This is a genomic window from Pseudomonas graminis (assembly GCF_013201545.1).
Taxonomy (GTDB): Bacteria; Pseudomonadota; Gammaproteobacteria; order Pseudomonadales; family Pseudomonadaceae; genus Aquipseudomonas.
Genome location: NZ_CP053746.1, coordinates 1230588 through 1252776 on the forward strand (window position 1 = coordinate 1230588; position 22189 = coordinate 1252776).

20 protein-coding genes are annotated in these 22189 nt (G+C 61.0%); 9 read left to right on the forward strand and 11 right to left on the reverse strand.

What is annotated here, in order from left to right; translation table 11 throughout:
• Positions 1 to 45 precede the first annotated feature (45 nt).
• From pqqC to FX982_RS05665, 4 genes are read left to right on the forward strand one after another with little or no spacing between them, the layout of a single operon-like run.
• Positions 46 to 801: a pyrroloquinoline-quinone synthase PqqC gene (gene pqqC / locus FX982_RS05650; RefSeq protein ID WP_065991310.1), complete on the forward strand. Its 756-nt coding sequence runs from the start codon at positions 46 to 48 to the stop codon at positions 799 to 801.
• Positions 798 to 1073, forward strand: coding sequence for a pyrroloquinoline quinone biosynthesis peptide chaperone PqqD (pqqD, locus tag FX982_RS05655; RefSeq protein ID WP_122536521.1), 276 nt, complete (start codon positions 798 to 800; stop codon positions 1071 to 1073). Before pqqC ends, pqqD begins: the two co-directional genes overlap by 4 nt.
• Positions 1045 to 2232, forward strand: coding sequence for a pyrroloquinoline quinone biosynthesis protein PqqE (gene pqqE, locus FX982_RS05660; RefSeq protein WP_172609926.1), 1188 nt, complete (start codon positions 1045 to 1047; stop codon positions 2230 to 2232). Before pqqD ends, pqqE begins: the two co-directional genes overlap by 29 nt.
• Positions 2198 to 4024 carry a S9 family peptidase gene (locus tag FX982_RS05665; protein ID WP_172609927.1) on the forward strand — a complete coding sequence of 609 codons (1827 nt, stop codon included), beginning with the start codon at positions 2198 to 2200 and terminating at the stop codon, positions 4022 to 4024. The genes pqqE and FX982_RS05665 overlap by 35 nt, the downstream gene beginning before the upstream one ends.
• 202 nt (positions 4025 to 4226) lie before the next feature.
• Here FX982_RS05665 and FX982_RS05670 read toward each other — a convergent pair whose 3' ends face one another.
• From FX982_RS05670 to bioB, 11 genes are all read right to left on the reverse strand, one after another.
• Positions 4227 to 5093: a DMT family transporter gene (locus tag FX982_RS05670; protein WP_172609928.1), complete on the reverse strand. Its 867-nt coding sequence runs from the start codon at positions 5091 to 5093 to the stop codon at positions 4227 to 4229.
• A gap of 85 nt (positions 5094 to 5178) precedes the next feature.
• Positions 5179 to 5340 carry a YqaE/Pmp3 family membrane protein gene (locus FX982_RS05675; RefSeq protein WP_037019089.1) on the reverse strand — a complete coding sequence of 54 codons (162 nt, stop codon included), beginning with the start codon at positions 5338 to 5340 and terminating at the stop codon, positions 5179 to 5181.
• A 378-nt stretch (positions 5341 to 5718) separates the two neighbouring features.
• On the reverse strand, positions 5719 to 7497 hold the full coding sequence (locus FX982_RS05680; protein ID WP_172609929.1) for an acyl-CoA dehydrogenase C-terminal domain-containing protein: 1779 nt from the start codon (positions 7495 to 7497) through the stop codon (positions 5719 to 5721).
• A 221-nt stretch (positions 7498 to 7718) separates the two neighbouring features.
• Complete coding sequence (locus FX982_RS05685; RefSeq protein WP_172609930.1) at positions 7719 to 9014, reverse strand: GGDEF domain-containing protein; 1296 nt, start codon at positions 9012 to 9014, stop codon at positions 7719 to 7721.
• Between the two features lie 177 nt (positions 9015 to 9191).
• Entirely contained in the window at positions 9192 to 10997 is a 1806-nt protein-coding gene (locus FX982_RS05690; RefSeq protein WP_122536515.1) for a phenylacyl-CoA dehydrogenase, read from the reverse strand.
• Positions 10998 to 11342: 345 nt separating this feature from the next.
• On the reverse strand, positions 11343 to 11639 hold the full coding sequence (locus FX982_RS05695) for a pyrroloquinoline quinone biosynthesis protein PqqE (protein ID WP_122536514.1): 297 nt from the start codon (positions 11637 to 11639) through the stop codon (positions 11343 to 11345).
• Positions 11640 to 11763: 124 nt separating this feature from the next.
• Entirely contained in the window at positions 11764 to 12444 is a 681-nt protein-coding gene (bioD, locus tag FX982_RS05700) for a dethiobiotin synthase (RefSeq protein WP_074886878.1), read from the reverse strand.
• An 86-nt stretch (positions 12445 to 12530) separates the two neighbouring features.
• Entirely contained in the window at positions 12531 to 13379 is an 849-nt protein-coding gene (gene bioC / locus FX982_RS05705; RefSeq protein ID WP_172609931.1) for a malonyl-ACP O-methyltransferase BioC, read from the reverse strand.
• Positions 13372 to 14103 carry an alpha/beta fold hydrolase gene (locus tag FX982_RS05710; RefSeq protein WP_172609932.1) on the reverse strand — a complete coding sequence of 244 codons (732 nt, stop codon included), beginning with the start codon at positions 14101 to 14103 and terminating at the stop codon, positions 13372 to 13374. The genes bioC and FX982_RS05710 overlap by 8 nt, the downstream gene beginning before the upstream one ends.
• Positions 14096 to 15286, reverse strand: coding sequence for an 8-amino-7-oxononanoate synthase (gene bioF, locus FX982_RS05715; RefSeq protein WP_172609933.1), 1191 nt, complete (start codon positions 15284 to 15286; stop codon positions 14096 to 14098). Before bioF ends, FX982_RS05710 begins: the two co-directional genes overlap by 8 nt.
• A gap of 31 nt (positions 15287 to 15317) precedes the next feature.
• A complete protein-coding gene (gene bioB, locus FX982_RS05720; protein WP_172609934.1) occupies positions 15318 to 16373 on the reverse strand; it encodes a biotin synthase BioB in 1056 nt (351 codons plus the stop codon).
• A 110-nt stretch (positions 16374 to 16483) separates the two neighbouring features.
• Here bioB and FX982_RS05725 point away from each other — a divergent pair, with 110 nt between their 5' ends.
• The 5 genes from FX982_RS05725 to rarD all read left to right on the forward strand — a co-directional run bounded on the left by FX982_RS05725 (position 16484) and on the right by rarD (position 22167).
• Positions 16484 to 17218 (forward strand): ComF family protein, encoded by a 735-nt coding sequence (locus FX982_RS05725; RefSeq protein WP_172609935.1) that lies wholly within the window; start codon positions 16484 to 16486, stop codon positions 17216 to 17218.
• A 90-nt stretch (positions 17219 to 17308) separates the two neighbouring features.
• Positions 17309 to 18073, forward strand: a complete 765-nt coding sequence (locus FX982_RS05730) for a TOBE domain-containing protein (protein ID WP_172609936.1) — start codon at positions 17309 to 17311, stop codon at positions 18071 to 18073.
• 102 nt (positions 18074 to 18175) lie between these two features.
• Positions 18176 to 20089: a PhoX family protein gene (locus tag FX982_RS05735; RefSeq protein ID WP_172609937.1), complete on the forward strand. Its 1914-nt coding sequence runs from the start codon at positions 18176 to 18178 to the stop codon at positions 20087 to 20089.
• Positions 20090 to 20243: 154 nt separating this feature from the next.
• Entirely contained in the window at positions 20244 to 21218 is a 975-nt protein-coding gene (locus FX982_RS05740) for a serine/threonine protein kinase (protein ID WP_172609938.1), read from the forward strand.
• Between the two features lie 55 nt (positions 21219 to 21273).
• Positions 21274 to 22167 (forward strand): EamA family transporter RarD, encoded by an 894-nt coding sequence (gene rarD, locus FX982_RS05745; protein ID WP_172609939.1) that lies wholly within the window; start codon positions 21274 to 21276, stop codon positions 22165 to 22167.
• Positions 22168 to 22189 lie beyond the last annotated feature (22 nt).

Here is a 22189-nt window from a genome sequence, read left to right on the forward strand (position 1 = left end):
TCACGCCCACGGGATCTGCGGAAATTCTTGACGAGAACTGCCGACATGAACGATGCAACGCCGCTGTCCCCCGCTGAATTCGAACAGGCCCTGCGTGCAAAGGGCGCGTATTACCACATCTATCACCCCTTTCATGTGGCGATGTACGAAGGGCGCGCGACCCGCGAGCAGATTCAGGGCTGGGTCGCCAATCGGTTCTACTATCAGGTGAATATCCCGCTGAAAGACGCCGCGATCCTGGCCAACTGCCCGGACCGGGAAATCCGCCGCGAGTGGATTCAGCGCTTGCTCGACCATGACGGCGCACCCGGCGAAGACGGCGGTATCGAAGCCTGGCTGCGTCTGGGCCAGGCCGTGGGTCTGGATCCTGACCAGCTTCGCTCGCAGGAACTGGTCCTGCCCGGCGTACGATTTGCGGTCGATGCCTACGTCAACTTCGCCCGTCGCGCCAATTGGCAGGAAGCGGCGAGCAGTTCGCTGACCGAGCTGTTTGCGCCGCAGATCCATCAGTCGCGTCTGGACAGCTGGCCGCAGCACTATCCGTGGATCGACCCGACCGGCTACGAATACTTCCGCACCCGCCTGGGCCAGGCCCGCCGCGACGTCGAGCATGGTCTGGCGATCACGCTGCAGCACTACACCACGCGGGAAGGCCAAGAGCGCATGCTGGAAATTCTGCAGTTCAAACTCGACATTTTGTGGAGCATGCTCGATGCGATGAGCATGGCCTACGAGCTGAACCGACCGCCCTATCACAGCGTGACCGACCAACGCGTCTGGCACAAAGGAATCGCCCTATGAGCTTCAATCGCGAACAGGTGCCCAACTGGCGCCGCGGTTATCGTTTCCAGTTCGAGCCCGCGCAAAACGGTCACGTGCTGCTTTACCCTGAAGGCATGATCAAGCTCAACGACAGCGCGAGCGCGATTGGCGGTTTGATCGATGGTCAGCGCAGCGTCGGCGCGATCATTGCGCTGCTCGACGAAAAATTCCCCGGCGTTCCCGAGCTCGGCACTGACGTCGAGCAATTCATGGAGGTCGCCCGTGCAGAGCTCTGGATCGAATTTGCCTGACTTAGTGAACACGCAGTCCGACGTCTACATTCCGCCCACGCCCCCGGTCGGGCTGCCGCTGTGGCTGCTCGCCGAGCTGACCTATCGCTGCCCGCTGCAATGCCCGTATTGCTCAAACCCGCTGGACTTTGCCAAGCAGGGGCAGGAGTTGACCACCGAGCAGTGGTTCAAGGTCATGGCCGAAGCCCGGCAAATGGGCGCGGCGCAGATCGGCTTCTCAGGGGGCGAGCCCTTGGTGCGCCAGGACTTGGCGGAGCTGATTGCCGAAGCGCGGCGGCTGGGCTTCTACACCAACCTAATCACTTCCGGCATCGGCCTGACCGAGCAGAAGATCATCGACTTCAAGGAAGCCGGGCTGGACCACATCCAGATCAGTTTCCAGGCCAGCGACGAGCAAGTGAACAACATGCTCGCCGGCTCGAAAAAAGCCTTCGCGCAGAAGCTGGAAATGGCCCGCGCTGTGAAAAAGCATGGCTACCCGATGGTCCTCAACTTCGTGACCCACCGGCACAACATCGACAAGATCGACAAGATCATCGAGCTGTGTGTGGCGCTGGAAGCGGACTTCGTGGAGCTGGCGACCTGTCAGTTCTACGGCTGGGCGCACCTGAATCGCGTCGGTTTGCTGCCAACCAAAGACCAACTTGTGCGCGCCGAGCGCATTACTAACGAATACCGGGTCAAGCTCGCCGCTGAAAATCACCCGGTGAAGCTGATTTTCGTCACCCCCGATTACTACGAAGAGCGCCCAAAAGCCTGCATGAACGGCTGGGGCAATCTGTTCCTGACCGTGACGCCGGATGGCACTGCGCTGCCGTGCCATGGCGCGCGGCAGATGCCGATCCAGTTTCCCAACGTGCGCGATCACACCATGCAGCACATCTGGTACGAGTCGTTCGGCTTCAATCGCTTTCGCGGTTACGAGTGGATGCCAGAGCCTTGCCGCTCCTGCGACGAGAAGGAAAAAGACTTCGGTGGCTGCCGCTGTCAGGCGTTCATGCTCACCGGCGATGCAAGCAACACGGACCCGGTGTGCAGCAAGTCGCCGCAGCATCACTTGATCACCCAGGCCCGTGATGAAGCCGAGTATGCTAGCCAGACCATTGAGCAACTGGCCTTCCGCAATGAACGAAACTCACGCCTCATCGCCAAGTCCTGACCTTCTTTCTGCCGCCCAGGCTGTGGCGGCAGGCACCGATTTCGCCGAACTCAGCGTCAGCCCTGCGGGGCTTTTCTGGAGTGAATTCCGCCCGCAGGATGCCGCCACACGCATCTGGTGCTGGCACGACGGCGCGACCGTTTGCCTGACGCCCGAGGGTTTCAGCGTGCGCAGCCGGGTGTATGAATACGGCGGCGGGTCGTTCTGCCTGACTGACGATGCTGTGGTGTTCGTCAACGAAGCGGACCAGCAGATTTACCTCCAGCCCTTCGATTCCCAAACACCTCAACCCCTGACCCAGGGCGATAAGCTCTTCGGAGATGTCCGCTATGCGCGTGGGCAGATTCTGGCGGTTGAGGAGGATAAGGACACTCACCGGCTGGTCGCGATCGACGTCGCTGACGGCCGCCGGCAGGTACTGGCCGAAGGCGCCGATTTTTATGCATCGCCCACCGTCGGTCCGGATGGCAATCGCCTGGTGTGGATAGAGTGGTGGCGGCCCCATCAACCGTGGACGTCTACGCGACTCATGAGCGTCGAACGCCAGGCCGATCTCGCGTGGGGCCGGCCGTACTGCCTCGCGGGCGGGCTGGGGCTGGAATCGCTGCAGCAGCCCCGCTTTGATGAGGCTGGCCGCCTGTATTGCCTAACCGACCGCGCCGGATTTTGGCAGCCGTGGGTTGAGACGCTGGATGGTTTTGGAGCGCTGCCTGCCGCCGCTGCCGATCACGCTTCGGCGCCGTGGCAACTGGGCGCGTCGACCTGGGCGCCGCTGAGTGATGGCGCTTACCTCGCCGCTTGGTTCGAGGACGGCAAAGGTCTGCTCGGCATGCGTTCGGCGCAGGGTTCAGTTGAAGATTTCAGCGGCGATTACAGCCGTTTCAGAAGCCTCGCGGTAGACGCGGACTACCTCTATTGCATCGCAGCGTCGCCCGTCAGCCCTTCTGCGGTGATTGCCATCAGCCGTGCTGACAAGCGCGTTCAGGTGCTGGCCGGCGGCGTGAGCCCCCTCCCCGTCGAGCGTATCAGCCAGCCGCAAACCCTGCGTTATCCGAGCGGCTCGAGCGAAGCGCACGGGTATTTCTATCCGGCCATGAATGGCGACGACAAGCCGCCGCTGGTGGTGTTCATCCACGGCGGCCCGACCTCCGCCTGCTATCCCGCACTGGACCCGCGCATTCAGTTCTGGACCCAACGGGGCTTCGCCGTCGCTGACCTCAACTATCGCGGCAGCACCGGTTACGGCCGAGCGTATCGTCAGGCGCTGTTTCTGGAATGGGGCGTTGTCGACGTCGAAGACGCCTGCGCAGTGGTGGAATACCTGGGCAATCAGGGTTTGATCGATCCGGAAAACGCATTCATCCGCGGCGGCAGTGCAGGTGGCTATACGACGCTGTGCGCATTGGCCTTCAAGGATGTGTTCCGCGCGGGCGCGAGCCTGTATGGGGTGAGCGATCCGCTGGCACTGGCGGAAGCCACGCACAAGTTCGAAGCGGATTACCTGGACTGGCTGATCGGCGACCCCGATGTCGACATGGCGCGCTACCGGGAGCGCACGCCGCTGCTGCATGCCGATCAGATCAAGGTTCCTGTGATTTTCTTCCAGGGCGAACTCGACGCCGTGGTCGTCCCAGCCCAGACCCGCGACATGCTCAAGGCGTTACTGGAAAACGGCATCCCGGCCGAAGGACACTTCTACCCCGACGAACGCCACGGCTTCCGCAAAGCAGCCAATCTCGCCCACGCACTGGAGACTGAGTGGGCGTTCTACCGGAAGGTGATTGATGGTTGAGGTGTCAGGCGCTGGGCGTGTCCGCTACAGACTCCCATAGCCAACACTGTGGGAGTGAGCTTGCTCACGAAGAAGGCATTTCAACCGCCGAGGATTTAGCGGGTGTACTGGCGTCTTCGCGAGCAAGCTCGCTCCCACAAGTCGTTCACTACCCGTCGGGGCTGCGATATCGACAGGTTTGATTCGCGATTTCGTGCTTCCTTCATCCATACACGTGCAGCGCCACGGCGCCGATCAATACCAGCCCTACACCGCAGACCTGAATGGCGCTGAGCCGCTCCTTGAAAAACAGAAAACCGAGCACGGCGGCGATCCCGCCCGACAGGGTGCTGATGACGGTGACCACGGAAATCGACCCGATCATTGCGCCATACGAGAACGCAGAGAACCCACCCAGGTTGAGCAGACTCGCGGCTACAAGGGTTGCCCCGGCGCGTGCAGGCGGGAGCTTAAGGGCGTCTTTCATCCGCAAAATCATCGGCAACAAAACGGTGAGGCCGACCAGATACCCCAGCCAGAGCATGGTGACGGGCCCCAATGCAGGCAGTGTGAAGCGACCCTGCATCCAGAAGCTCGATCCGTACAGCAAGGCAGCGCCCAATACATAGGCAATCGCTTCCCGGTTGTGCGTTTTCGCCGTGGAATCATCGCCTGCCGTGATGCTCGACAGAACGACTCCCAGTACACACAGGGCGATCAACAGCAGCTGTGTCATTGATATCTGCTCGCCGCTCGCCCACGACAACAGGGTGGTGAAGACGCCGTACGACGTCACCAGAGGGGCCACAATTGAAGCTTTGCCGAGCGCGAACGCTTTGGATAGGGCCAGTGCGCCGCTGACCGTGAAAACCGAGGCCAGCACACCTAGAAGCCACACAGGCCAAGGGGCGGAGAATGATTTGGAGATGAAAGCCGGGTAGCACAGCAACAGGGTGCACATGATCAGGAAGCCAAGCGCCTGACCGAAGTAAACCGCTCGCCTGACCCCTACCGCACGGGCATTGAGCCCTACCAGAAAGTCTGTGCCGCCCCAGAACAGAGCGGCGAGCAATCCTGAAACAACGTCCATCCCTGACCTTCCTGATCATAAAGTCCGACGCCGGACTTTATGTCAGCTGACCTGAGACGGGAAGCGCGGTGTTTAGCGGATCGCGTTACTTGCGACTGACAATGATGTAGATCGCATGGATGATCCCCGGGATGTAGCCCAGCAGGGTCAGCAGGATGTTCAGCCAGAAAGCACCGGCGAAGCCGACTTGCAGGAACACGCCCAGGGGTGGCAGCAGGATGGCGATGATGATGCGAATGATGTCCATGGGTGGAGCTCCTGATTAAGTGGCCCAATAGAAGAGGGCCGCACAGCTAATCGACCTTGAGCCACTACAGGGGTTCCGCAGCGGACGTCCTCAAGCCATTACCTTCTCGCAGGCGCCCCAAGCGAAGCGGCCGATGGCATCGCACTTTTTCAAAACGCAGAAAAAAGAAAACCCCGCCTAAGCGAGGTTTTCCAGACTGTTTCCCATGACTTCCATTTCTTCCCGCCGTCCTGGCAGGCAATCCCTTACGTGTCCCTGTTATCTGTTTGCGCATCCTGCGCGACGTCCATGTGTGTAGATTAAACTTGGATCCACTAAAGCGATAGAGCCGATTGCCATCACGTCATGTAAGCAAATGCTTACATGGTTTCCGCAGTGTCAGAACTGTGACGCCTCCAACAGATACAGCGACTCGCTGCCTGCCGTGACCGACGCCGAAAGTGACTGAATTCGCGGCAGCAGCCGCGCAAAATAAAACCGTGCAGTGCCCAGCTTGCCGGCGTAGAAATCTTCTTGAGCCTCTTTGCCCCAGGCGGCTTTTGCCATCATCGCCCACATGTAGGCGTAGGCTGTGTATCCGAACGCATGCAGATACTCAACGGACGCGGCACCGATTTCATTCGGGTTGCTGCGCGCCCGGTCCAACACCCAGCCGGTCAATTCGTCCAGTGTAGTCAGTGCTGCGGCCAACGGCTTGGTGAACTCAGACTGCGAACTGTCAGACGACGCGATGAATTGACGGACCTCGTCGGAAAACAGCTTGTAATACGCTCCGCCGCTGGCGACGATCTTCCGCCCCATCAGGTCCAGTGCCTGAATGCCGTTGGTGCCTTCGTAGATCTGGGTGATGCGCACATCACGCACCAGTTGCTCCTGACCCCACTCGCGAATGTAGCCGTGACCGCCGAACACCTGCTGACCGTGCACAGTGGTGTCCAGGCCCATGTCGGTAAGGAAGGCTTTGGCGACCGGGGTAAGCAGCGCGACCAACGCATCGGCGCGCTGACGCACATCGGCGTCTTCGCTGTACTTGGCGGTGTCCAGTTGCATGGCCACGTACGTGGAGAACGCTCGACCGCCTTCGTTCAGCGCCTTCATCGTCAACAGCATGCGACGCACATCGGGGTGAACGATGATCGGGTCGGCCACGGTTTCTTTGGACTGCGCGCCTGTCGGGGCCCGGCTTTGCAGACGGTCGCGGGCGTACTCGATCGCGTTCTGATACGAACGCTCGCCGGACGCCAGGCCTTGAATGCCGACGCCCAGTCGCTCGTAGTTCATCATGGTGAACATCGCCGCGAGACCTTTATTCGGCTCGCCGATCAGATAGCCCTCGGCCTGATCGAAGTTCATCACACAGGTGGCCGACGCCTGAATGCCCATCTTGTGCTCGATGGACCCGCAGAACACCGTGTTGCGCTCACCCAGGCTGCCGTCGTCGTTGACCATGATCTTCGGCACGAGGAACAGCGAAATGCCCTTCGGCCCTGCCGGTGCGTCCGGCAGCTTGGCCAAGACCAGATGGATGATGTTCTCGGTGAGGTCGTGCTCGCCGCCGGTGATGAAGATTTTAGTCCCGCTGATCTTGTAGGACCCGTCGGTCTGCGGCTCCGCTTTCGTGCGGATGATCCCGAGGTCGGTACCGGCGTGAGCTTCGGTCAGGCACATTGAACCGGCCCATACCCCGGCATACATGTTCGGCAGGTATTTGGTCTTTAACGCTTCGCTGGCGTGGGTGTTGATCGAAACGCAGGCGCCGGACGTCAACATCGGGTACAGCCCGAACGCGAGGCTCGCGGAGTTGACCATCTCTTCGACCTGGGCAGACACTGCTTTGGGCATGCCCATACCGCCAAATTCCGGATTGCCGCCGACGCCGACCCAGCCCCCTTCAGCGTACGTTTTGTACGCCTGAATGAAGCCTGCCGGTGTGGTGACGACGGTATCGTTCCAGTGACAGCCTTCTTCATCGGCTGCGCGACTCAGGGGTGCAACGGATCTGCCAGTGACTTTGCCCGCCTCTTCGAGAATCGCCTCGACGGTCTCGGCGTCCACGGTTTCAGACAATTCGGGCAGCGTGGCCCAAAGTCGGGAGACTTCGAACACTTCATTGAGGACGAAGCGCATATCGCGCAAGGGCGCTTTGTAGTCAGCCATGGCAAACCTCGTTTCAGCGGCAAAGAACTCGGGGAGGAGCGGCGCCGCAGGGATATTGCGGCGCCGGTGTGTCAGTGGGACGAGTGTACCTGAACACCATTTGCGACACATAGGGTCAACGCGTGACTATTATTTGTTTTTCGGTCACGACCGAATGACAGTCAGGCCCATGCCCGCTTGCGACCGCGAGTGGGTTTGTCTAGTGATTAAAAAAGGTTGACCTAGCCAGCGGCCGCCATGCGAACAGCACCGCGCTTGCTCGTTTGTGCATGACTGATGACGCAATTACGGCCGGCGCCTTTGGCGGCATACAGTGCCTGATCGGCGGATTTGAGGACTTCTTCCGGATTGCGATGCTCGAGAAGACGCTCGGCCACACCAATGCTGACCGTCACCGATACCGCTGAAGCCTGGGACCCTGCCCGACGCTGGCGCCCTTGCAGGTCGTCATTCGGCCGATTGTCCTGATTGCGCAGCTGAATCTGATAGCTGGCGATGGTTTCCCGGATGACTTCGAGATGCGGCATGCACTCTTCCAGGGTTTTGCCGGCAAACACGATGGCGAATTCTTCACCGCCATAGCGATAGGCGCGCCCGCCACCGTTGGTGATCTTCGACAATTTGCTGGCCACCAAACGCAGCACCTGGTCGCCGACGTCGTGGCCGTGGGTGTCGTTGAATTTCTTGAAATGATCGACGTCGCTCATCGCCAGCACATAATTGCGGCCCAGCCGCTGCATCCGCTCATTGAGCGCGCGTCGGCCGGGCAGCCCGGTCAGCTCGTCGCGGAACGCCATTTGGTAGGCCTCGTGCGCGACCGCCGCCGCGATCATCAACATCACCTGGCTGCACATGATGTTCAGGGTGAACGGCAGGATGAAGGTTTTCGGCAACGCCCAGAACATCCCGAGCAACCCCACCAGTTGTGCGGCATGCAGCGGGCGCGGCTTATAGAGGTATTGCGTGATCAACACGGCGAACGCGATGAAAAACGTCACGTAAGACAACTGGATCAGGCTCATCCAGTCTCCGTGCAGCGCCGGCCAGCGGATGTCGGCGAGCCAGGCCAGCAGCCCGGCGGGAAAGCTCTGTTCGAGTCCCAGCGCGACGCTGCCGACGGCGACCAGTACCGCCACCCGAGCGACAAGGTCTTGGAACAGATGGGTCCGCTCTTCCCACGCGGCAAACAGGCCAAACATAACCGGAAGCAATAGGCAGCACAGATGAAACACCACGGCAGCGTCCTCTCGGACCTTGCCGTTATCGCGGTAGTAATCGGTCTGCGTGTCGAGGAGGAAATAGGCGATGTACACCGTGATCATCAGGAACAGTTCACGCTGCCGCTTGTAAACGCCGCAATACGCGCCGCCCAGCAACAGCACCAGAGTGGGCAGCACGTTGAAGAGTGAGGTGAAGAAGACGTTGAGGTCTTTCACGTACGCGGCCGCCAGTCCGGCAATCAGCAAGGCCAGAGAGGGTAAAAAATGACTGAGCCGTGCGGCAGAGGGGCGCAGCAAAAGGGCTATCTCCTCACCGAAAGATGCGAGCGCTGATTAAATGGCATTGTGCCTGTATCGGCCGCGCCCTGCATAGGATGAGGAAGAATGTGCCTGGCCTTGAGGCAAAATCGGCCAGGCACAAAAAAGCCGCTTGTCCCTGAGGACAAGCGGCTTGAGTGAAACGCTTCCGGTGACTTAGTAAGCCAGGCCGAAGTGTTCTTCGTTCATGTCCATCAGGTTGCTGGCGCCCGACAGCATGGTTGCCACGTGAGTGCGGGTGCGCGGCAGGATGCGCTGGAAGTAGAAGCGCGCTGTCTGCAGTTTGGCGGTGTAGAAGGCTTCTTCGCTGGTGCCGGCCGCCAGTTTCTCGGCTGCCACACGAGCCATGTCAGCCCAGAAGTAAGCCAGGCAGGCATAACCGGAATACATCAGGTAATCCACCGAAGCGGCACCGACTTCTTCACGGTCTTTCATGGCGGCCATGCCGACCTTCATGGTCAGTTCGCCCCATTCTTTGTTCAACGCAGCGAGCGGTGTCACAAATTCGCTGATCGCTTCATTGCCTTCCTGCGACTGGCAGAACTTGTGGACGATCTTGGTGAAGCCCTTGAGCGCCTCGCCCTGAGTCATCAGCACTTTACGACCCAGCAGATCGAGCGCCTGAATACCGGTGGTGCCTTCGTACAGCATGGCAATACGCGCGTCGCGAACGTTCTGCTCCATGCCCCACTCGGCAATAAAGCCGTGGCCGCCGTAGACCTGGACGCCGTGGTTGGCGGCTTCGAAACCGACTTCGGTCATGAACGCTTTGGCGATCGGGGTCATGAACGCCAACAGGCCGTCAGCTTGCTTCTTGGCTTCGGCGTCGTCGCTGTACTTGGCGATGTCGACCTGCTTGGCGGTGAAGTACACCATCGCGCGAGTCCCCTCGGCGAAGGCCTTCATGGTCAGCAGCATGCGACGTACGTCGGGGTGAACGATGATCGGGTCAGCGGCTTTCTCCGGCGCCTTCGGGCCAGTCAGCGAGCGCATCTGCAGACGTTCACGGGCGTATTTCAGGCCGCCCTGGAAACCGATCTCGGCGTGGGCCAGACCTTGCAGCGCCGTGCCCAGACGTGCGGTGTTCATGAAGGTGAACATGCAGTTCAGGCCTTTGTTCGGCGGGCCGATCAGGTAACCGGTGGCGCCGTCGAAGTTCATCACGCAGGTGGCGTTGCCGTGAATGCCCATCTTGTGTTCCAGCGAACCGCAATTCACAGCGTTGCGCTCGCCGACGCTGCCGTCAGCGGCCGGCACGAATTTCGGCACGATGAACAGGGAAATGCCTTTGGTGCCGGCAGGCGCATCGGGCAGGCGGGCCAGCACGATGTGGACGATGTTATCGGCCATGTCGTGTTCGCCAGCGGAAATGAAGATCTTGGTGCCGGACACTTTGTACGAACCGTCAGCCTGAGGCTCGGCCTTGGTGCGCAGCATGCCCAGGTCGGTACCGCAGTGAGGTTCGGTCAGGCACATAGTGCCGGTCCACTCGCCCGAGACCAGCTTGGTCAGGTAGGCGTCCTGCTGCTCAGGGGTGCCGTGCTCGGAGATGGTGTTCATCGCGCCATGGGACAGGCCTGGGTACATGCCCCACGACCAGTTGGCTTCACCGACCATTTCACTGACCGCCAGACCCAGCGACTCGGGCAGACCCTGACCGCCATGGGCGACGTCGTGGGCCAGGCTCGGCCAGCCGCCTTCCACGAACTGCTTGTAGGCTTCCTTGAAACCGGTCGGCGTTTTTACGCCGGACTCGCTCCAGGTGCAGCCTTCGATGTCACCCACACGGTTCAACGGGGCCAGAACCTGCTCACAAAACTTGGCGCCTTCCTCGAGAATGGCGTCAACCATGTCAGGCGTGGCGTCCTGGCATGCTGGCAGACTCTGATAGTGCGCTTCGTAGCCGAGCAGCTCGTCACGGACGAAGCGAATATCACGCAAGGGGGCCTTGTAGTCAGGCATAGCGATAAACCTCTGCTGGTGAATCCTGGAATTGGATGACCGTGTGGTCACTGTGGGGCATTGCCCCGACGCCGACGCTTGGGTTCACGCGGCGATCAAACAGGTGTTTGAAACATACGTTTACGCCTATACCTTGTCAAGCGACGTCCAGCGCCTTTCATCACCTGATGCGGGCAACTCGCAGGCGTGCGTAGACGACGCCACGCGGTCAAGACCGGAACGTTGAGTCTAGAAAACGTCGGGGTAACAAAGGCTGAAGCGCGCGCAGGATGGGCACGTGAATGAGGCGTTATTCAGGAGAGTGGCATGCAGCGACGTGCGCCGCAGCGCACGAGAGAATGCAAATCAGGCGAAGGTATCGATCAGCGTGCCAAGCATTTCGTCGCTGGCTTTTTCGACTCTCACGCCAGCCTGGACTTGAATACGGCCTTGGGTCAGCTCGACAACATTGGTGGCCATGTCGGAGCGTTGCGGACGGTCCACAGAGCGCAGGCGCTCCAGCTGGAAATCCGAAGACTGACTGCGCCCTGACACCTCGGTGGCGGGACTGGCCAACTGGGTTGCAGCCTGATCGACACGGCCCTGCCCGACCTGCATTGCGCTGAGGCCTGGGTACAGTGTGTTGTTCAGTGAGATTTGCATAAGCACGATCCTCTGTTCGTAGCGAACACAGCGATTAAAGCAGCAAAGCGACTGGATTACTCTGCGAAGCGACTAGTGGCATTAAGCCTTGTTACGCGCCTCACACTCAGCGACTCATTACTCGCTAGTCCAACAGCTCCAGATGCAGGTGCTCGGCGATCATCTCCGCGGTTGCCTTCTTCATGAACGGCACGCGACCGAGACACGGCGCTGGCAAACGCTCCGCGAGCGTGGCGAGGTTTTCCTCAAGCCGTGACGTTTTGGGATCGATGATATTCGCCACCCAGCCCGCCAGTTGCAGACCGTCGTTGGCGATCGCTTCAGCGGACAGCAATGCATGACTGATGCAGCCCAGCCGCACGCCTACCACGAGAATCACCGGCAGCTTCAGCGCGATGGCCAGGTCAGACAGATTGGCCTGATCGGCCAGTGGAACGCGCCAGCCGCCAGCCCCTTCGATCAGCGTGAAGTCGGCCTGCTTGTCGAGGATATGCTGCATCGGGCCGAGCAAGGACTGCACGGTCAGGGCGACACCCGCCTCCCGTGCGGCCAGATGGGGCGCGATGGCTGGCTCGAAGGCCACCGGATTGACTTCGTTGTAGGTCAGTTGGATCGAACATTCGGCACGCAGGGCGACGGCGTCCGAGTTGCGCAGACCTTTGGGTTTGACGTCGCACCCTGAAGCCACGGGCTTGCCCGCCGCCGTACTCAACCCCGACTGCCGCGCCGCGTACAGAAGCCCTGTGGCGATGGTGGTCTTGCCAACGTCGGTGTCGGTTCCCGTGATGAAATACGCAGCGCTCATCGTGGCGACCATCCGTTCAGATATTTCAAACTATTGCCTGCTTACTATAGCGCCCGTTTGACGGACGCTGACTAATAGATCATTTTTTAATCAATGTCAGGCTTCGCCAAGACGGCGTACACCACCTGATACGTGGCGGGCAGGCCTTTTTCCTGACGAAACCTTTCGTACGCCTCCATCAAAGCCTGAATTCGCGCGCGGCCGGTCAGGCCTCCCGGGCGACCCGGATTGATGTTGTGCGCACCCAATGCCTTGAGCTCGTGGGTCAGGCTGCGCACGTCGGGATAGTGCAGCACGTGGGGCAGGACTTCGAGGCTGCGCACGCTCAGACCACTGTCCGCGCAGAGGCGTTGATAGTCCTCGCGCTCGCGGAAGCGGTTGACGTGGACCATGCCGTCCACCGCCTGCCAGCTGTCGCGCAGTTCAACCAGCGTCCCGACGCAGAGGCTGGCAAAAGCGAACACGCCGCCCGGTTTCAGCACACGACGCGCTTCGCTCAGCACCGCGGAAAAATCCGGGCACCATTGCACCGCCAGGCTAGAGAACATCAGATCGACGCTCGCGTCGCGCAGCGGAAGATGCTCCGCGTCGCCTGACACGTAATGAGTGGCGCCCCCTAACGGGCGTGCATAACGCAGCATGCCTTCGGCGATGTCGAGCGCAACGCCTTCGCTCTCAGGAAACGTCTGCGCCAGCGCGCGACTGAAGCAACCGGTGCCGCTGCCCAGGTCCAGCCAGCGAGAGGGCGCCAAGGCTGGCAGTCGCGTCATCAGCTCGGTGCCGACGGCGCGCTGCAAGTCGGCCACGCTGTCGTAACTCACCGCGGCCTTCGAGAAGGACGCCGCCACCTGACGCTTGTCAGGCAGGGTGTGTTGCCCGGATGCCTGTTGCTGTTTCACGGCCTTCAGCACCGCGCAGTGGGAAAGATCAGTCATCACCGGACTCGTGTAAAAACGCATGAACTGCAGCGGCGACGCCGTGCGGGTTTTCCAGAATAAAAGCGTGACTGGCCTGCTCGATCACGCCGACTTCGATGTCAGGCTGGAGGCAAAGCAAATCAGCCGATGCTTCAGCGGGCACCAACGCGTCTAGACCGCCGAACAGGTGCAATTGAGGACCGCGAAACCCTTGCAGCGCTTTGCGCGTGTCCATTTGCTCGAGCAGCTTCAGGCCTTCGATCAAACCGGCACTGGTGCCGTGGGGCGCGCAGGCTTTCAGTTGTCTCGACAGCGGCCGTGGCTCTTCGGCGCCTTGCACGCATAACAGGGTGAAGCGCTTGAGCGTTGCGTCCAGGTCGGCCTTGCAACCGGCAATGAACGCGTCGAAATCCGTTTGTGGCATCGCGTTGGGCCACTCGCTGCGGGCCACGAAGCAGACATTACTGGCAAACGTCGCCAGCCCACAGCAGCGCTCGCCCCTGCGCGCAGCCAGTTCGGCGGCGAGCATGCCACCCAGCGACCAGCCGCCAAGCCAGACGTTGTCGGGCATTGTCGAATCCAGCTCATCAAGCCATTCGTCGAGGCTGTCAGTGTCCATGTCCGGCAAGGGTTCGATGACGACCCGCAAATGCTCGTCGAGTCCGCGCAGCGCCGCCGCCAGTGGTTCCAGAGGAGAAACGCCAAGACCCCAACCGGGCAACAGGATCAACTGATCACGCATGGTTCAGCTCCGAAGATTCGTCTACGCCCAGCAGCGGAAAACACTGCTCCAGTGCATTCAACAATAGCTGCACCTGCGCTTCGCTGTGGGCGGCGGACAATGTCACGCGTAAACGCGCGCCGCCCGCAGGCACCGTCGGCGGCCGAATGGCGGTGACCATCACGCCGCGCTCTCGCAGCAACTGCGACAGCCGCAACGCGCGCCCGCTGTCGCCAATCAGGATTGGCTGGATGGGCGTGAAACTGTCCATCAGCGCCAGGCCGAGGGCTTGAGCGCCAGCGCGAAACTGCTTGATGAGTGCCGCCAGGTGCTCACGCCGCCAGTGTTCGGTGCGCAGCAGTTCGAGGCTTTTCAGCGTTGCGCACGCCAGCGCTGGCGGCTGACTGGTGGTGTAGATATAGGGGCGGGCGAACTGGATCAGGGTTTCGATCAACTCTTCGCTGCCCGCGATGAATGCGCCCGCCGTGCCGAAGGATTTGCCCAGCGTGCCGATCAGCACCGGAACGTCATCGATGCCCAAGCCGAAGTGTTCGACTATGCCTGCACCGCTTGCACCCAGTGGGCCGAAACCATGAGCATCGTCGACCATCAGCCACGCGTTTTTGGCTTTGGCGGCCTTGGCCAGCGCGGATAGGTCAGCGACGTCGCCGTCCATGCTGAATACGCCGTCGGTAACCACCAGCGTGTCGCCGACGGCTTTGTCCAAGCGGGTGGCAAGGCTGTCGCAATCGTTGTGCAGGTAGCGGGAAAAACGCGCGCCGCTGAGCAGGCCGGCATCAAGCAAAGAAGCATGATTGAGGCGATCTTCCAACACGGTGTCGCCCTGCCCGACCAACGCGGTGACGGTGCCGAGGTTGGCCATGTAGCCGTTGGAAAACAGCAGCGCGCGGGGCCGCCCGGTGAACTCTGCGAGTGCTTCTTCGAGGGCGTGATGGGGCGTGCTGTGACCAATCACCAAATGCGAAGCGCCACCGCCAACGCCCCAACGCTCGGCGCCGGCTTGCCAGGCCGCGATGACTTCGGGGTGATTGGCCAGCCCCATGTAATCGTTGTTGCAGAACGCCAGCAGCTTCTTGCCGTCGACAATGACTTCAGGGCCCTGCGGGCTTTGCAGCAAGGGCCGCTGACGGTACAGGTGCTCGGCACGACGGGCAGCGAGACGTGCGTTCAGATCAAAGGACATGCAGGCCTCGAGTCAAGCCACTGATGAAGATTCAAACAGCCGCGTCGTAAAACAGCTCGCTGCTTTTCTGCTCGATCAGCGCTTGTTCGATGGCGGCCTGATGCACCTCGTCCGAGTGCTCTTCCCGGGCTTCTGGCTGAATGCCCAGACGCGAGAACAGCTGCATGTCCTTGTCGGACTGCGGGTTGGCGGTGGTCAGCAGTTTGTCGCCGTAGAAGATCGAGTTGGCGCCGGCGAAGAACGCCAGGGCCTGCATCTGGTCATTCATGGCTTCGCGGCCGGCGGACAGACGCACGTGGGATTGCGGCATCAGGATGCGCGCGACGGCCAGCATGCGGATGAAATCGAACGGATCGATATCCTCGGCGTTTTCCAGCGGCGTACCGGCCACTTTCACCAGCATGTTGATCGGTACGGATTCCGGGTGCTCTGGCAGGTTGGCCAGCTGGATCAGCAGATTAGCGCGGTCGTCCAGGGATTCGCCCATGCCCAGAATGCCGCCGGAGCAGATCTTCATCCCCGAATCACGTACGTACGCCAGGGTCTGCAGGCGATCGCTGTAGGTGCGGGTGGTGATGATGCTGGTGTAGAAATCCGGCGAGGTGTCGAGGTTGTGGTTGTAGTAATCAAGGCCTGCGGCGGCCAGCGCCTGGGTCTGGTCCTGATCCAGCTTGCCAAGGGTCATGCAGGTTTCCAGGCCCATGGCCTTGACGCCTTTGACCATCTCCAGCACGTAGGGCATGTCTTTGGCCGACGGGTGTTTCCACGCCGCCCCCATGCAGAAACGGGTCGAACCAATGGCCTTGGCGCGTGCGGCTTCTTCCAGCACTTGCTGGACCTGCATCAGCTTTTCTTTTTCCAGACCTGTGTTGTAGTGGCCCGATTGCGGGCAGTACTTGCAGTCTTCCGGGCAGGCGCCGGTTTTGATCGACAGCAGGGTCGAGACCTGCACGCGGTTGGCGTCGAAGTGAGCGCGGTGCACGGTTTGCGCCTGAAACAGCAGGTCATTGAATGGCTGTGTGAACAGCGCCTTGACCTCGGCTAGATTCCAGTCGTGACGCAGGTTGGCATTGATGCTGGCGCTCATGGGCGGCTCCTTGATGTTTTCTGAACGATGACCCGGGCGGCTTTGCCCAGCGGCAAAACCGGAAAGCCCACAGGCGCAACACGGATGTTCGGCATATTTAAGGAAGCGACATGCGCTGTCAACCGCATAACGGGCGCGAGGTTTACATCTGGTTAAAAAACGCACAGAAATGTTTGCTGTGCGATGAAGCGACTGATTCCACCACTGGGATCTGCGTGCCCTGTGAACGCGAACTGCCTTGGCTGATTGACCAGTGCGACCGATGCGCATTGCCCATGCCGATGTCCGGTCTGACCTGTGGCGCCTGCAATCGCCAGCCTCCGGCCTTCAATGAAGTTGTCGCTCCGTGGCTTTACGACTTCCCGATCGACGCGCTGGTCACACGCTTCAAGCATCAGGGCAAATGGCCGCTCGGCCGACTACTGGCGGAGCTGTTGGGCGAAACCCTGCACCACCGCTTCAATGAAGGCCTGCGACGACCCGACGTTCTTGTCCCGGTGCCACTGGCCAAAAAGCGGTTGCGTCAGAGGGGCTTCAATCAAGCGGCGATGCTGGCGAACTGGCTCGGTGCGCGACTGGACTTACCCGTCGATGAGCGCGTGATTGGCCGTGTAAAGGAAACACCCTCGCAGCAGGGCCTGGATGCGAAAGCCAGAAAGCGCAACTTGGCGTCCGCCTTTGCGCTGAAGGACGCGACGCCGATTGGCGGCAAGCACCTCGCGCTGATTGATGACGTCCTCACCACCGGCTCAACAGCCAACGCACTGGCAGAACTGTTGCTCAAGGCCGGCGCAAAATCGGTGGACGTGTATTGCCTGGCAAGAACGCCGAAGCCAGGGCACTAAGGGCCGGGAGGTTAAGAAACCTCGGCATTTGGGCGTGAGCCGTTTTGCCTTACACTCCGGCGTCATCACTCTCAGCGCATCCGACCCCCTATGTCACTACCGCCGTCCCTCACCCAGCACATGGTTCGTCGCCCCCATCGCATTGCGCTGTTGCAGCACATTGCCGAGCAGGGTTCGATCACCCGTGCAGCAAAGAGCGCAGGGCTGAGCTACAAGGCGACATGGGACGCCATTGATGAGCTGAACAACCTGGCGCAGCAACCGCTGGTCGAGCGCAGCGTCGGCGGTCGAGGGGGCGGCGGCGCGAAATTGTCGGCCGAAGGCGAGCGGGTGCTGCGGCTTTATCAGCGCTTGCAGGCGTTGCAGACCCAACTGCTGGAAACGTCGGAGGAGTCCAATGACCTCGCCTTGCTCAGCCGCTTGATGCTGCGCACCAGCGCGCGCAATCAGCTGCATGGTCAGGTCAGCGGCGTTCGTTCTCAGGGCCGCAACGACATGATCACGTTGCAGCTCGCGGGCGGCTTGTCGATCGAGGCGCTGATCACCCACGACAGCACCCTGCGACTGGGGCTTGAGATCGGAACGGATGTGTTCGCCCTGATCAAGGCCGGCTGGCTGGCGTTACTGGCGCCCGAGCAGCCTGAAACAACCGGACACAATTGCCTCACCGGGAAAATCGAGCAAATTTTCAATGCCGAGGATGGCCCGAGCGAAGTCAGAATCGTTCTTCCCAGCCATCAAATCCTTTGCGCCGTGGTCGACGCGGACCGGCTGCACGCCTTGCAGCTAAAGGTCGGCGGTGAGGTTAAGGTTCAATTTGCGCCCTCGAATATTCTGCTCGGCACGCCGCTTTAAGCGCCGCTGCACGCAAGCCCGACGCCCGACTCGTCATCTGACCGACACAATAACGTCATTCGAACTGCATAGGGTTTCGCCCTAAACCGCAGGGAGCCCGTGATGACGCTATTAAAAGATAACCAATCCACCGACCTCGAAAACATGGTTGGCCTGACCCGACGCGGATTCATCAGCGCGGGCGCCCTGTGCGGCGCAGCGATGTTTCTCGGGGGCAACCTGCTCAGCCGCAGCGTGATGGCCGCCAGTGTCAGCGCCGCCAACAGCACGCTGCTTGGCTTCGACAGCATCCCCTCTTCCACCGCCGACAGCATCAGTCTGCCGCCCGGCTATCGTTCCTCGGTCCTGATCAGTTGGGGCCAGCCGCTGCACACCAACGGCCCGGCATTTGACCCCAGCGGCAAAGGCACGGCGAAGATGCAGGAGCTGCAATTCGGCGACAACAATGACGGCATGAGCTTGTTTACCTTCCCCGGTGACAAGCCGGAGACCGCCGGCCGCGCACTGATGGCGATCAACAACGAATACACCAATTACCGCTACCTCTTCGATCACGGCAAAGACCCCCAATCCGCCGAAGACGTGCACAAGGCCCAGGCGAGCGAAGGTGTGTCGGTGATTGAGGTCAAGCGCGAGGGGCAGCAGTGGACGTTCGTGCAAGGCTCCAAATACAACCGGCGCATTCACGGCAATACGCCGATTCACCTGAGCGGCCCGGCTGCCGGCCATGAATGGCTGAAGACCGCCGCGGACAAGACCGGCAAGAACGTCCTCGGGACCTTCCAGAACTGCGCCAACGGCAAGACGCCGTGGGGCACCTATCTGACCTGCGAAGAGAACTTCACCGACTGCTTCGGCAGCAGCGATCCGGCACAGACCTTCGACGCCGCGACCAAACGCTATGGTGTGACGGCCGCCAGCAAGGAAGTGAACTGGCACCTGCACGACCCGCGCTTTGACGTCGCGAAAAACCCCAACGAACCCAACCGCCATGGCTGGGTGGTGGAGATCGACCCGTTCGATCCGAAATCCACGCCGGTCAAACGCACCGCCCTGGGCCGCTTCAAGCACGAAAACGCTGCGCTGACCGAAACCAAGGACGGCCGCATCGTGGTGTACATGGGCGACGATGAGCGCGGCGAGTTCATCTACAAATTCATCAGCCGGGACAAGGTTGATCACAAGAACCCAAAGGCCAACCGCGACATCCTCGACCACGGCACGCTGTACGTGGCGCAGTTCGACGCTGGCGACAGCAATCCCGATCACCCGAAAGGCCAGGGCAAGTGGATTGAACTGAGCCACGGCAAGAACGGCATCGACGCGGCCAGTGGTTTCGCCAATCAGGCTGAAGTGCTGATTCATGCGCGCCTCGCGGCGAGCCAGGTGAAAGCGACGCGCATGGACCGGCCCGAGTGGATCGTCGTCAGCCCCAAGGACGGCCAGGTCTATTGCACACTGACCAACAACATCAAGCGCGGCGATGAAGGCCAGCCGGTCGGCGGTCCGAACCCCCGGGCGAAAAACCAGTACGGGCAGATTCTGCGCTGGCAGGAAACCGGGTCAGATGCCGCCGCCATGGACTTTGCGTGGGACTTGTTTGTGGTCGCCGGCAACCCGGGCGTGCATGCCGGTACGCCCCTGGGTGGATCAAACAACATCAATCCGCAGAACATGTTCAACAGCCCGGATGGCCTGGGCTTCGACGTGGCCGGGCGGCTGTGGATTCTGACGGATGGCGACTCCACCAATGCCGGCGACTTCGCAGGCATGGGCAATAACCAGATGCTGTGCGCCGACCCTGCAAGCGGAGAGATCCGCCGGTTCATGGTCGGGCCAGTAGGCTGTGAAGTAACCGGCATCAGCTTCGCGCCCGATCAGAAAGCCCTGTTCGTCGGCATTCAGCACCCTGGTGAAAACGGCGGTTCGACCTTCCCCGAGCACTTGCCGAACGGCAAGCCGAGGTCATCGGTGATGGTGATCACGCGTGAGGATGGCGGCGTGATCGGCGCATAACGAGCGCGCTTCCCCATCCCGCAAAAGAGGCAATCGGCGGGATGGGGATTCCACTGAATCAACGGCAACGGGTGTAACGCGCTGTGTCAGGTGTAACACGCCTGAGTTACCATGACTGGCCCGACGCGGCAGCCTGCTGCGCGCAGGAGTTAGCATGGCCCACCCGTTCGCAACACTTACACCTGACCTGGTGCTGGACGCCGTCGAGAGCATCGGCTTTGTCACCGACGCCCGTATTCTCGCGCTCAACAGCTATGAGAACCGCGTCTATCAGGTCGGCATCGATGAACAGCAGCCGCTGATTGCCAAGTTCTACCGGCCCGATCGCTGGACCAACGAAGCCATTCTCGAAGAGCACAGCTTCACCGCCGAACTCGCCGACGTCGAAATCCCGGTCGTCGCGCCCCTCGTCCATAACGGCGAGACCTTGTTCGAGCACGCCGGTTTTCGTTTCACCCTCTTTCCCCGTCGTGGCGGTCGCGCGCCAGAGCCCGGCAATCTTGAACAGCTCTACCGTCTCGGCCAGTTGCTGGGGCGCATTCATGCCGTCGGCGCCACGCGCCCGTTCCAGCACCGCGAAGCCCTCGGCGTGCAGAACTTCGGCCACAACTCGCTCAACTACCTGCTGGACAACAACGTGATTCCGCGCAGCCTGCTGCCCGCCTATGAGTCCGTTGCAAAAGACCTGCTCAAGCGCGTCGAAGACGTCTACGCCGCCACGCCCCATCAGAACATCCGCATGCACGGCGATTGCCACCCCGGCAACATGATGACCCGCGACGACATCTTCCACATCGTCGATCTCGACGACTGCCGCATGGGCCCGGCGGTGCAGGACGTCTGGATGATGCTCGCGGGTGATCGTCAGGACTGCCTGAGTCAGCTGTCGGAATTGATGGACGGCTACAACGAGTTTCACGATTTCGATCCCCGTGAACTGGCGCTCATCGAACCGCTGCGCGCACTGCGCCTGTTGCATTACAGCGCCTGGCTGGCGCGTCGTTGGGACGATCCTGCGTTCCCCCACAGCTTTTCCTGGTTCGGCACCGAACGCTATTGGGGTGACCAGGTGCTGGCGCTGCGCGAGCAGTTGTCCGCGCTGAACGAGGAGCCGCTGAAGCTGTTCTGAAACGCTGAATACGCTGCAGGACACCACAACAAAAAAACTTGCCGAAGGACCACCCATGCAAGCTGCCAACCCGCGACGCGGGTACATTCTGGGCCTGAGCGCCTACATCATCTGGGGGCTGTTTCCGATTTACTTCAAGGTGCTGGCGAGCGTTCCTTCGCTGGAAATCATCGTCAATCGGGCGATCTGGTCGGCCATCTTCGGTTCGCTTCTGCTGCTGGTCTGGAAGCATCCCGGCTGGTGGCAAGAGCTGCGGGATAACCCTAAACGCCTCGCCATTCTCGCCTGCAGCGGCACGCTGATCGCCGCTAACTGGCTGATTTACGTCTGGGCCGTGAACAACAACCACATGGTCGAAGCCAGCCTGGGCTACTTCATCAACCCGCTGATCAACGTGATGCTCGGCATGGTGCTGCTGCGTGAAAGACTGCGGCCGTTGCAATGGGTCGCGGTGATGCTGGCGTTGATCGGTGTGCTTCAGCAGGTCTGGCAAGTGGGCAGTCTGCCGTGGGTGTCGCTCGCGCTGGCGTTCACCTTTGGCTTCTACGGCCTGATTCGCAAAAAAGCGCCCGTGGCTGCGTTGCCCGGGCTGGTGGTGGAGACCTGGATTCTGGTGCCGCTGGCCGTGGGCTGGCTGATTTTCAACCCGCTGGCCCACAGCGCACAGCCGGAATTCTGGACCACATCCGAGGCACTCTGGCTGGCGGCGGCCGGTCCGGTGACCCTCGTGCCGCTGGTGTGTTTCAACGCCGCAGCAAGGCATTTGCCCTACGCGACGCTGGGCTTTTTGCAGTACATCGCGCCGACGCTCGTGCTGGCCCTGGCGGTTGTGCTGTACGACGAACACATGGCCTCGGCCACCTTGGTAACCTTCGCCTTCATCTGGTCCGGGTTGATCATCTACAGCGTCGACGCCTGGCGCTCCCTGCGCAGACGCGCCCAGGCCTGATGGAATAGGGTAATTCGCTGCA

Excerpts from the sequence above, each read along its gene's own strand:
- pqqC (WP_065991310.1), top strand. The coding sequence starts at position 46 with ATGAACGATGCAACGCCGCTGTCCCCCGCTGAATTCGAACAGGCCCTG.
- pqqD (WP_122536521.1), top strand. The coding sequence starts at position 798 with ATGAGCTTCAATCGCGAACAGGTGCCCAACTGGCGCCGCGGTTATCGT.
- FX982_RS05665 (WP_172609927.1), top strand. The coding sequence starts at position 2,198 with ATGAACGAAACTCACGCCTCATCGCCAAGTCCTGACCTTCTTTCTGCC.
- FX982_RS05670 (WP_172609928.1), bottom strand. The coding sequence starts at position 5,093 with ATGGACGTTGTTTCAGGATTGCTCGCCGCTCTGTTCTGGGGCGGCACA.
- FX982_RS05675 (WP_037019089.1), bottom strand. The coding sequence starts at position 5,340 with ATGGACATCATTCGCATCATCATCGCCATCCTGCTGCCACCCCTGGGC.
- FX982_RS05680 (WP_172609929.1), bottom strand. The coding sequence starts at position 7,497 with ATGGCTGACTACAAAGCGCCCTTGCGCGATATGCGCTTCGTCCTCAAT.
- FX982_RS05690 (WP_122536515.1), bottom strand. The coding sequence starts at position 10,997 with ATGCCTGACTACAAGGCCCCCTTGCGTGATATTCGCTTCGTCCGTGAC.
- FX982_RS05695 (WP_122536514.1), bottom strand. The coding sequence starts at position 11,639 with ATGCAAATCTCACTGAACAACACACTGTACCCAGGCCTCAGCGCAATG.
- bioD (WP_074886878.1), bottom strand. The coding sequence starts at position 12,444 with ATGAGCGCTGCGTATTTCATCACGGGAACCGACACCGACGTTGGCAAG.
- bioC (WP_172609931.1), bottom strand. The coding sequence starts at position 13,379 with ATGACTGATCTTTCCCACTGCGCGGTGCTGAAGGCCGTGAAACAGCAA.
- FX982_RS05710 (WP_172609932.1), bottom strand. The coding sequence starts at position 14,103 with ATGCGTGATCAGTTGATCCTGTTGCCCGGTTGGGGTCTTGGCGTTTCT.
- bioF (WP_172609933.1), bottom strand. The coding sequence starts at position 15,286 with ATGTCCTTTGATCTGAACGCACGTCTCGCTGCCCGTCGTGCCGAGCAC.
- bioB (WP_172609934.1), bottom strand. The coding sequence starts at position 16,373 with ATGAGCGCCAGCATCAATGCCAACCTGCGTCACGACTGGAATCTAGCC.
- FX982_RS05725 (WP_172609935.1), top strand. The coding sequence starts at position 16,484 with ATGCGCTGTCAACCGCATAACGGGCGCGAGGTTTACATCTGGTTAAAA.
- FX982_RS05730 (WP_172609936.1), top strand. The coding sequence starts at position 17,309 with ATGTCACTACCGCCGTCCCTCACCCAGCACATGGTTCGTCGCCCCCAT.
- FX982_RS05735 (WP_172609937.1), top strand. The coding sequence starts at position 18,176 with ATGACGCTATTAAAAGATAACCAATCCACCGACCTCGAAAACATGGTT.
- FX982_RS05740 (WP_172609938.1), top strand. The coding sequence starts at position 20,244 with ATGGCCCACCCGTTCGCAACACTTACACCTGACCTGGTGCTGGACGCC.
- rarD (WP_172609939.1), top strand. The coding sequence starts at position 21,274 with ATGCAAGCTGCCAACCCGCGACGCGGGTACATTCTGGGCCTGAGCGCC.